Genomic DNA, 10,189 nt, shown 5'->3' on the forward strand with positions numbered 1-10,189 from the left:
CAAGGAGGGCAGCCGTGGCCGCCGCCAGTTCCCCCGATACGGCACCTGCCGCACCCGTCACCAAGCGGGACCGCACGCACTACCTCTACATCGCGGTGATCATCGCGGTCGCCCTCGGCATCGCCGTGGGCCTGGCCGCGCCCGACTTCGCCGTGGAGCTGAAGCCCATCGGGACCGGCTTCGTCGCGCTGATCAAGATGATGATCTCGCCGATCATCTTCTGCACGATCGTGCTGGGCATCGGCTCCGTGCGGAAGGCCGCCAAGGTCGGCGCGGTCGGCGGTATCGCGCTGGGCTACTTCCTGGTGATGTCGCTGATCGCCCTCGCCATCGGGCTCGTCGTCGGCAACATCCTCGAGCCCGGCTCCGGTCTCGCGGTCACCGACGCGGTCAAGGACGTCGGCCATGCGCAGGTGGACGCCGAGGCCAAGGACACCACCGAGTTCCTGCTCGGCATCATCCCCACCACGATGGTCTCCGCCTTCACCTCCGAGTCGGTTCTGCAGACCCTCCTGATCGCGCTGCTCGCCGGTTTCGCCCTGCAGGCCATGGGCTCGGCCGGGGAGCCGGTCCTGCGGGGCGTGCAGCACATCCAGCGGCTCGTCTTCCGCATCCTCGCCATGGTGATGTGGGCCGCGCCGATCGGTGCCTTCGGTGCCATCGCCGCCGTCACCGGCTCCGCCGGAGTGGACGCGCTCAAGAGCCTCGCCGTGCTGATGCTCGGCTTCTACGTCACCTGCTTCCTCTTCGTCTTCCTCGTGCTCGGCGCGCTGCTGCGGATCGTCGCCGGCCTCAACATCTTCACGCTCTGCAAGTACCTGGGCCGCGAGTTCCTGCTGATCCTGTCGACGTCGTCCTCGGAGTCGGCCCTGCCGCGCCTCATCGCGAAGATGGAGCACCTCGGCATCAGCAAGCCCGTCGTCGGCATCACCGTCCCGACCGGCTACTCCTTCAACCTCGACGGCACCATGATCTACATGACCATGGCGTCCCTGTTCATCGCCGACGCCATGGGCACCCCGATGTCGATCGGTGAGCAGATCCCGCTGCTGCTCTTCCTGCTGGTCGCCTCCAAGGGCGCCGCCGGTGTCACCGGCGCCGGCCTCGCCACCCTGGCGGGCGGTCTGCAGTCGCACAAGCCGGCCCTGGTGGACGGCATCGGCCTGATCGTCGGCATCGACCGCTTCATGAGCGAGGCCCGCGCCCTGACGAACTTCGCGGGCAACGCCGTCGCCACGGTGCTCATCGGCACCTGGACGAAGGAGATCGACCGCGAGCGGGTCGACCAGGTCCTCGCCGGCCAGATCCCCTTCGACGAGAAGACCCTGCTCGACGACCACGGCCACGAGGGCGAGCCCGCGCCGGCCGCGGCGCCGCGGCAGGACGGCGAGAAGGAGCTCGCGAAGGCCTGACCGCCCTGACCGGTCCCTTCGCACCGGACGCCCGGCCCCGCCTGAACCGGGGCCGGGCGTCCGGCCGTGTGCGGCCCTTGCCCTGACGTCGGCGTCAAGGACTACGTTCGACCGCATGCGAATCGGCGAGCTGGCCGCACGGGCCGGGACCACGACGCGCACCCTGCGCTACTACGAGTCGCGCGGGCTGCTGCCCGCCCGGCGCGGCGCCAACGGGCACCGGGTGTACGACGAGGGCGATCTCCGGTTGCTCCGGCAGATCAGGACGTTGCAGGACTTCGGGTTCGACCTGGAGGAGACCCGGCCGTTCGTGGAGTGCCTGCGGGCCGGGCATCCGGAGGGCGACACCTGTCCGGCCTCGCTCGCGGTGTACCGGCGCAAGCTGGACGAGCTGGACGCGCTGATCGGTGAGTTGCGGGCCGTACGCGCCAAGATCGGGCTGCGGCTGGCGCTGGCCGAGAGCGAACCACCGTTGTGCGAACTGGGAGGGCGGGACCTGTGACCGGGACAGCGGGCGTGACCGAGGTGACGGACGCGGACTTCGAGGCGGAGGTGATCGGGGCGCGGCTGCCGGTGCTGGTGGAGTTCACCGCCGACTGGTGCCCGCCGTGCCGGCAGATGGGACCGGTGCTCGGCGCGCTGGCCGCGGAGGAGGGGGAGCGGCTGAAGGTGGTCCAGCTCGACGTGGACACCAATCCGCTGACGACCAACGCCTACAAGGTGCTGTCCATGCCGACCTTCATCGTGTTCCGCGACGGCGAGCCGGTGAAGGCGATGGTCGGGGCACGGGCCAAGCGGCGGCTCCTTCAGGAGCTGGCCGACGTGCTCTGAGCACCGCGCCCACCGCGCCGCGCACAGCAGAAATCCCCCGGGGCAATTGCGCCCGGGGGATTTCTTTGCGTATATTCAATGGTTCGCGACTTCGAATAGCGAAGACGCGGAGAAGTCCAGTGAGCACAGTATATCCGGGCGGGAGCGGAATTGTCAAACACCGAATTCCAAGACGGTGAATTGCGACGCGAGCAGGAATTCATCGACGGCCTGTACGCACGCGTCGACGCCCTGCGCGGCGACACCGAGGCCGGAGTCTCGGACGCGCTCGCCCAAGGCGACAAGCCCATGCAGGCCCGCCTGGAGCGGGACATCCTCGTCGCCGAACGCTCGGGGCTGCTCGCCGCGCTGAACGCGGTGGACGGCTCCCTGTGCTTCGGCCGGATCGACCTCTCCTCGGGCGCGGCCCACCACATCGGCCGGATCGGGCTGCGCGCCGACGACGCCGAGCGCACCCCGATCCTCGTCGACTGGCGGGCCGACGTCGCCCGCCCCTTCTACCTGGCCACCGGCCACACCCCGATGGGGCTGCGGCGCCGGCGGCACATCACCACCGAGGGGCGTACCGTCACCGCCCTGCACGACGAGATCCTCGACCTCGGCGACCGCGAGCGCACCGGCCACGAGGACCCCACCGGCGACGCCGTCCTGCTCGCCGCGCTCGACGCCGCCCGCACCGGCCGCATGCACGACATCGTGCAGACCATCCAGGCCGAGCAGGACGAGATCATCCGGGCACCGCACCGCGGCGTCCTCGTCGTCGAGGGCGGCCCCGGCACCGGCAAGACCGCCGTCGCCCTGCACCGCGCCGCCTACCTGCTCTACGAGCACCGCGAGCTGCTCGCCAAGCGCGCCGTCCTGATCGTCGGCCCCAACCCCGCCTTCCTCGGCTACATCGGCGAGGTCCTGCCCTCCCTCGGCGAGACCGGGGTGCTGCTGGCCACCGTCGGCGAACTGTTCCCCGGCGTGAGGGCGACCGCGGCCGACACCCGGGAGGCGGCGGCCGTGAAGGGCCGCGCCGACATGGCGGACGTCCTCGCCGAGGTCGTCCGGGACTGGCAGGCGCTGCCCGATCCGGTCATCGCCATCGAGCACGACCGCGAGGTCCTGATGCTCGACGACGGACTGGTGAAGGTGGCCCGGGAGAAGACCCGCGCCGCCCGGCTGCCGCACAACGCGGCCCGCGAGCACTTCGAGGGGCACATCCTCAACACCCTCACCGAGCTGTACGCCGAGCGGGTCGGCACCGACCCCTTCGACGGCACCAGCCTCCTCGACCCCAGCGACATCACCCAGATCCGCGACGAGATCGCCGAGAACCCCGAGGTGTGGGCGGCCATCGACCAGCTCTGGCCGCGGCTCACCCCGCAGCGCCTGGTCGCCGACTTCCTCGCCGACCCCGTCGGCTACCTCCCCGACGAGGACGCGGCCGCGATCCGGCGGCCCGTGACCCGGGCGTGGACCGTGTCGGACGTACCGCTGCTCGACGAGGCCGCCGAACTGCTCGGCGAGGACGACCGTCTCGCCCGGGCGCGGGCCGAACGTGAGCGCGAGACGCAGATCGCCTACGCGCAGGGCGTGCTGGACGTGTCGTACGCGTCCCGGACCTACGAGTTCGAGGACAAGGGAGAGGAGGACAGCGAGGTCCTCTCCGCGCACGACATCATCGACGCCGAGCGGTTCGCCGAGCGTCAGGAGGAGGACGACCACCGCAGCGCCGCCGAGCGCGCGGCGGCCGACCGCACCTGGGCGTTCGGGCACATCATCGTCGACGAGGCGCAGGAGCTGTCCCCGATGGCCTGGCGGCTGCTCATGCGACGTGTCCCCACGCGGTCGATGACCCTGGTCGGCGACCCGGCGCAGACCGCGGAGCCGGCCGGCGTCGGGTCCTGGGCGAAGATCCTCCAGCCGTACGTCGAGGACCGCTGGGAGCACGCCCGGCTGGGCGTCAACTACCGCACGCCCGCCGAGATCATGGAGCTGGCGGCGGCCGTCGTCAGGGCGGAGGACCCGGACTTCGAACCGCCGAGTTCCGTACGGTCCACAGGTGTGCGTCCCTGGGTCCGGGCCACCGACGATCTGCCCGGCGCGGTGGCCAAGGCCGTCGAGGAGCTCACGCCGGCCGAGGGACGCCTCGCGGTCATCGCGCCCCGCCATCTGCACCGCAGGCTCGCGGCCCGGCTGGACGGCGTGACGGCGGGCGAGCAGCCCGACCTCACCCGCACGGTCGTCCTGCTCGACCCGCGCCAGGCCAAGGGGCTGGAGTTCGACTCGGTGCTGGTGGTCGAGCCGGGGCTGTACGGCACCAGCGACCTGTACGTGGCGCTGACCCGGGCGACGCAGCGGCTCGGCGTCCTGCACACGGGCCGCCTGCCGAAGGCGCTGGCCACGAACTGAGCAACGCCGGAGGGGCTGAGAAGTCAGCCCCTCCGGCGTCCGAGGAGCGGCATCCGGGGCGGAGCCGTTGGAACTAAGCCGGGCGCAGCCACACCGTGGCCAGCGGCGGCAGCGTCAGCCGGATGCTCGCCGGGCATCCGTGCCAGCTCTGCGGCTCCGGCTTGACGGGGTCGGGGTTGGTGACGTCGCTGCCGCCGTAGCGGGCCGCGTCCGTGTTCACCGCCTCGTGCCAGGCCGGAACGTCGTCCGGGACGCCCAGCCGGTAGTCGTCACGGACGACCGGCGACATGTTCGACACCGCCAGCAGCGGCACGCCCTCGGCGTCGTAGCGCAGGAACGCGAAGACGTTGTCGTCGGCCGCGTCCCCCACCACCCACCGGAAGCCGGACGGGTCGGTGTCCCGCTGCCAGAGCGCCGGCGTGTGGCGGTAGACCGTGTTCAGGTCGCGCACCAGGTCGCGCACGCCCCGGTGGTCCGCCTCCGCCCCGTACGCCGGGTCCAGCAGCCACCAGTCCGGGCCGTGCGCCTCCGACCATTCGGCGCCCTGCGCGAACTCCTGTCCCATGAACAGCAGCTGCTTGCCGGGGTGCGCCCACATGAAGCCCAGGTAGGCCCGCAGGTTGGCCCGCTGCTGCCACCAGTCGCCGGGCATCTTCGACACCAGGGACCGCTTGCCGTGGACCACCTCGTCGTGCGAGATGGGCAGGACGTAGTTCTCGCTGTAGGCGTACACCATCGAGAAGGTCATCTCGTCGTGGTGGTGCCTGCGGTGGACCGGCTCCTTCGCCATGTACTCCAGCGAGTCGTGCATCCAGCCCATGTTCCACTTCAGCCCGAAGCCCAGCCCGCCGAAGCCGCCCGGCCCGGTCACGTGCGTCGGACGGGTCACGCCGTCCCAGGCGGTCGACTCCTCCGCGATGGTGACGACCCCCGGGTTGCGCCGGTACACGGTCGCGTTCATCTCCTGCAGGAACGCCACCGCGTCCAGGTTCTCCCGGCCGCCGTGCTCGTTGGGCACCCACTGGCCCGGCTCGCGGGAGTAGTCCAGGTAGAGCATCGAGGCGACGGCGTCCACCCGCAGCCCGTCGATGTGGAACTCCTCGCACCAGTACACCGCGTTGGCGACCAGGAAGTTGCGCACCTCGCGCCGCCCGAAGTCGAACTCCAGCGTCCCCCAGTCGGGGTGCGCGGAGCGCAGCGGGTCCTCGTGCTCGTACAGGGGGCGCCCGTCGAACTCGGCCAGCGCCCAGTCGTCGCGCGGGAAGTGCGCCGGCACCCAGTCCATCAGCACCCCGATGCCGGCCTGGTGCAGCCGGTCCACGAGGTACTTGAAGTCGTCCGGGGTGCCGAGCCGGGCCGTCGGCGCGTAGAACCCGGTGACCTGGTAGCCCCAGGAGCCCCCGAACGGGTGCTCGGCCACGGGCATCAGCTCCACGTGCGTGAACCCGAGGTCCTTGACGTAGGCGGGCAGCTGCTCGGCGAGCCGGCGGTACGTCAGCCCCGGCCGCCAGGACGGCAGGTGGACCTCGTACACGGAGAGCGGCGCCTCGTGCGGGGCCGGGGCGCCGCGCCGCTCCAGCCAGTCCGCGTCACCCCACTCGTACTCCGAGGCGTGCACGATGGAGGAGGTGTTCGGCGGAGCCTCCGTGCGGCGGGCCATCGGGTCCGCGCGCAGCGTCTTCGAACCGTCCGGCCGGGTGATCTCGAACTTGTACAGCTCGCCCTCGCCGATGCCGGGCACGAACAGCTCCCACACGCCGGTGCCGCCGAGCGAGCGCAGCGGGAAGCCGGTGCCGTCCCAGTAGTTGAAGGTGCCGGCGAGCGAGACGCCGCGCGCGTTCGGCGCCCACACGGTGAAGCGGGTGCCGGTCACGCCCTGGTGGGTCATCGGCTGGGCGCCGAGCGCCCGCCACAGCTCCTCGTGCCGGCCCTCGCCGATCAGATGCAGGTCGAGCTCGCCGAGCGCGGGCAGGAAGCGGTAGGCGTCCTCGGTCTCCTGCACCGTCCCCTCGTACGCCACGAGGAGCCGGTAGTCCTGCGGCGCGTCCCGCAGCGGCAGCAGCCCCGTGAAGAACCCGTCGCCGTCGTCGTGGAGCTCGGCCCGCACGGTACCGGCGACGACCGTCACCGACAGGGCGAACGGCCGGAAGGCACGGAAGGCGACGCCACCGGGGACGGGATGCGCCCCGAGCACGGAGTGCGGGTCGTGGTGCGTGCCGGAGAGCAGCCGCTCGCGGTCGGCGGCGTCGAGGGCGGCGGAGCCGGCGGCTGTGACGGGAGCCGGCTGCTCGGCGGGGGTACCGGGTCCGGCGGTGCCCCCGGACGCCTGCTGGGCCGGGATCTTCTTCCGGGGGGCCTGCTGGGCGGGGATCTTCCGGCCCCCGGCCTTCTTCGCGTCCGCGCCCCCGGCCGGCGGGACCGCGGCGGCGGTCCCCTTGCCCGCGGCGGCCTCGGCAGGCGTCCTGGCGGTGGCCTGCCGGGCCACGGTCTTCTTCGCGGTGGTCTTCTTGGCGACGGTCCTGGTGGTCGCGGCCGTCTTCTTGGCGGCGGCCTTCTTGGAGACGGCCTTCTTCGCCGCGGCTTCCTCGACCGCGGCCTTGTCCGGGGCCGGAGCGTCGGCCGCGGCCCTCCTGGCGACCGCCTTCTTCGCCACGGCCTGCTTCGCCACGGCCTGCTTCGCCACGGCCTTCTTCGTCACGGCCTTCTCGGCCGGAGCCTTCTTCGCGGCGGTCCTCCTGGCCGCGGGCTTCTTCGCCGGGGCCTTCTCCGCGGCGGCCTCCCCGGGGGCCGCCTTCTTGGCGGCCGCCGTCACCGGGGCCTTCTTCGCGGCCGTCCTCTGCGCCGCCGCCGCGGGTGCGGCCTTCTTCGCCACGCCCCTCCGCATCGACGCCACGGCCTTCTCGACGGCCTTCGCGGGCGTGGCCTTCCCGGCCGCCGCGGCCTTCTTCGCCGTCGCCTTCTTCGCGGCCGGCGTGGGCTCGGCCGTCGTCCCGGGCGGTGTCTGCGGGTCCGGACCGCTGGAGGGAGTGGTGCGCGGGGTCACGGGCGTGGCCTCCTCGGCGAAGGGGGGGAAACGGGAGTGGAGGGAGGTGCGGGCGGGACGTCGGCGGCGAGGCGGCGTATCGCCGCCATCGGCACCGGCAGCCAGTCGGGCCGGTGCCGTGCCTCGTAGACGACCTCGTAGATCGCCTTGTCGGTCTCGTACGCCCGCAGCAGCACCGGATCGGTCCGCGGGTCGGCGCCACCGGCCTCGGCGTACCCGGAGCAGTAGGCGGCCCGGCAGGCGTCCGCCCAGCCCGGTGCGGGGTGCTCGGCGGAGTGGGCGGCGTAGTCGAAGGAGCGCAGCATGCCGGCCACGTCCCGCACCGGAGGCTGCGGCATCCGCCGCTCGGCGAGCGGCTTCGACGGCTCGCCCTCGAAGTCGATCAGCCACCACCGGCCGGCGGGCGAGCGCAGGCACTGCCCGAGGTGCAGATCGCCGTGGACGCGCTGGGCCGTCCAGGTGCACCCCTCGGCGGCGAGATCGGCCAGCGCGTCGAAGCCCGAGCGCAGGGCGGGGGCGTACGGCCGCAGCGCGGGCACCGCCTGGGCGGCCGCGTCGAGCCGTCCTGCCATGCCCTCGACCTGCTGCCGCACCTGGGTGTGCCCGAGCGTGACGGTCGGCAGGGCACGGGCCAGCGCCATGTGCACCTCGGCCGTCGCACGCCCGAGGGCCCGGGCCGCGGAGGTGAACTCCTCGCCCTTGGCGAGACCGCGCAGCGCCAGGTCCCAGCCGTCCCCCGCGCCCTGCACGAACGGCTGGAGCACACCCAGCACATACGGCTCACCCGACAGCTCCGCCCGTATCCACGCCGTCGGCGCGGGCACCCGGTCGCAGCCCTCGCGGGCCAGCGCCAGCGGCAGCTCCAGATCCGGGTTGACGCCGGGCACCACCCGGCGCAGCAGCTTCAGGATGAACGTATCGCCGTATACGACCGACGAGTTGGACTGCTCCGAGGTGACCAGGCGGGGCACCAGCGCCGACCGGATCTCGGCGCCCGGGTCCCGTTCGAAGCGCAGGGCGCCGACGCGTGCCCCGCTGCGCAGGGCCTCCAGCAGGAGTTCGCAGGGGCGCTGGTCGTACAGCGCGTCGTACACGGTGCGCCCCGCGAGGGGGCCCTCGGTGACATGCCCGATCAGCGCGGGCGCCAGCCGGGGCGGCAGCGCCTCACGGTCCCCGACGAGCAACTGGTAGCAGTCGGCCGGCTGCTCCGGCGCGCCCCGCGCCGGTGTGAGCGGCTGATGGGCGCGCACCAGCAGGTGGTACAGGCCGCGCTTGCCTCCGGGCGGCAGCAGTTCCGTCGCCGCGACCAGCGAGAAGCCCGTGACCGGACGTCCCTTGCCGGCGAACCAGCGCTGCCGTGGCAGCCAGTCTCTGAGCAGGGGGTCCAGTGACGCGAGGAGGCCGGGCGGGGTGACGAGGGTGCTACGGGTGACGGCTTCCGACATGACGTCGCGTCCTTTCCCCGGACGGTCGGGGTGATACTTCTGCGTGCCCCGGGCGGGGCGGTGGAAACCGCCCCGCCCGGGTCTCAGGCGGCGTCCTTGCGCAGCCGGAACCAGTAGAAGCCGTGGCCCCCGAGCGTCAGCAAGTACGGCAGATCCCCGATGGCCGGGAATCGCACCCCGCCGAACAGCTCGACCGGATGGCGCCCGGCGAACGGGCTGAGGTCCAGTTCCGTGGGCTGCGCGAACCGGGAGAAGTTGTTCACGCAGAGCACGAGGTCGTCCTCGTACTCGCGCAGGAACGCGATCACCGCCGGGTTCGACGACTGGAGTTCGGTGTAGGAGCCCAGTCCGAAGGCGGGGTTCTGCTTGCGGATCTCGATCATGCGCCTGGTCCAGTGCAGCAGCGAGGACGGCGAGGACATCGACGCCTCGACGTTGGTGACCTGGTAGCCGTAGACCGGGTCCATGATCGTCGGCAGGAACAGCCGTCCCGGGTCGCTCGACGAGAAACCGGCGTTGCGGTCCGGCGTCCACTGCATCGGTGTGCGCACGGCGTCGCGGTCGCCGAGCCAGATGTTGTCGCCCATGCCGATCTCGTCGCCGTAGTAGAGGATCGGCGAGCCGGGCAGGGACAGCAGCAGCGCGGTGAACAGCTCGATCTGGTTCCGGTCGTTGTCCAGCAGGGGCGCCAGCCTGCGCCGGATGCCGATGTTGGCGCGCATGCGGGGGTCCTTGGCGTACTCGGCCCACATGTAGTCGCGTTCCTCGTCGGTGACCATCTCCAGGGTCAGCTCGTCGTGGTTGCGCAGGAAGATGCCCCACTGGCAGCCCGACGGGATGGCCGGGGTCTTCGCCAGGATCTCGGAGACGGGGTAGCGGGACTCGCGGCGCACGGCCATGAAGATGCGCGGCATGACGGGGAAGTGGAACGCCATGTGGCACTCGTCGCCGCCGGAGGCGTAGTCCCCGAAGTAGTCGACCACGTCCTCGGGCCACTGGTTCGCCTCGGCCAGGAGCACGGTGTCGGGGTACTGGGCGTCGATCTCCTTGCGGACCCGCTT

Annotated in this window: 7 protein-coding genes; 4 read left to right on the forward strand and 3 right to left on the reverse strand. The window is 72.1% G+C overall.

Translation table 11 applies throughout. From position 1 onward, the window contains the following. The first annotated feature begins 14 nt into the window (after nt 1-14). The 4 genes from ABZ899_RS28330 (at nt 15) to ABZ899_RS28345 (ending at nt 4,640) form a co-directional block, all read left to right on the forward strand. Nucleotides 15-1,412: a cation:dicarboxylase symporter family transporter gene (locus ABZ899_RS28330; protein ID WP_361351206.1), complete on the forward strand. Its 1,398-nt coding sequence runs from the start codon at nt 15-17 to the stop codon at nt 1,410-1,412. A gap of 115 nt (nt 1,413-1,527) precedes the next feature. Next, nucleotides 1,528-1,914, forward strand: coding sequence for a MerR family transcriptional regulator (locus ABZ899_RS28335; protein ID WP_361351208.1), 387 nt, complete (start codon nt 1,528-1,530; stop codon nt 1,912-1,914). A 14-nt stretch (nt 1,915-1,928) separates the two neighbouring features. Then, nucleotides 1,929-2,243, forward strand: a complete 315-nt coding sequence (locus ABZ899_RS28340; RefSeq protein ID WP_361351210.1) for a thioredoxin domain-containing protein — start codon at nt 1,929-1,931, stop codon at nt 2,241-2,243. 180 nt (nt 2,244-2,423) lie between these two features. Continuing rightward, nucleotides 2,424-4,640, forward strand: a complete 2,217-nt coding sequence (locus ABZ899_RS28345) for a UvrD-helicase domain-containing protein (protein ID WP_361351212.1) — start codon at nt 2,424-2,426, stop codon at nt 4,638-4,640. A 73-nt stretch (nt 4,641-4,713) separates the two neighbouring features. Here ABZ899_RS28345 and glgB read toward each other — a convergent pair whose 3' ends face one another. The 3 genes from glgB to ABZ899_RS28360 form a co-directional block, all read right to left on the reverse strand. Further along, on the reverse strand, nt 4,714-7,524 hold the full coding sequence (gene glgB / locus ABZ899_RS28350) for a 1,4-alpha-glucan branching enzyme (protein ID WP_361351226.1): 2,811 nt from the start codon (nt 7,522-7,524) through the stop codon (nt 4,714-4,716). Between the two features lie 155 nt (nt 7,525-7,679). Further along, nucleotides 7,680-9,128 carry a maltokinase gene (locus ABZ899_RS28355; RefSeq protein ID WP_361351214.1) on the reverse strand — a complete coding sequence of 483 codons (1,449 nt, stop codon included), beginning with the start codon at nt 9,126-9,128 and terminating at the stop codon, nt 7,680-7,682. Between the two features lie 83 nt (nt 9,129-9,211). Then, nucleotides 9,212-10,189 (reverse strand): alpha-glucosidase C-terminal domain-containing protein (locus ABZ899_RS28360; RefSeq protein ID WP_361351216.1); only part of this gene is annotated, 978 nt, incomplete at its 5' end.

The organism is Streptomyces sp. NPDC046859, from assembly GCF_040645135.1.
In the GTDB taxonomy this organism is placed as follows: Bacteria; Actinomycetota; Actinomycetes; order Streptomycetales; family Streptomycetaceae; genus Streptomyces.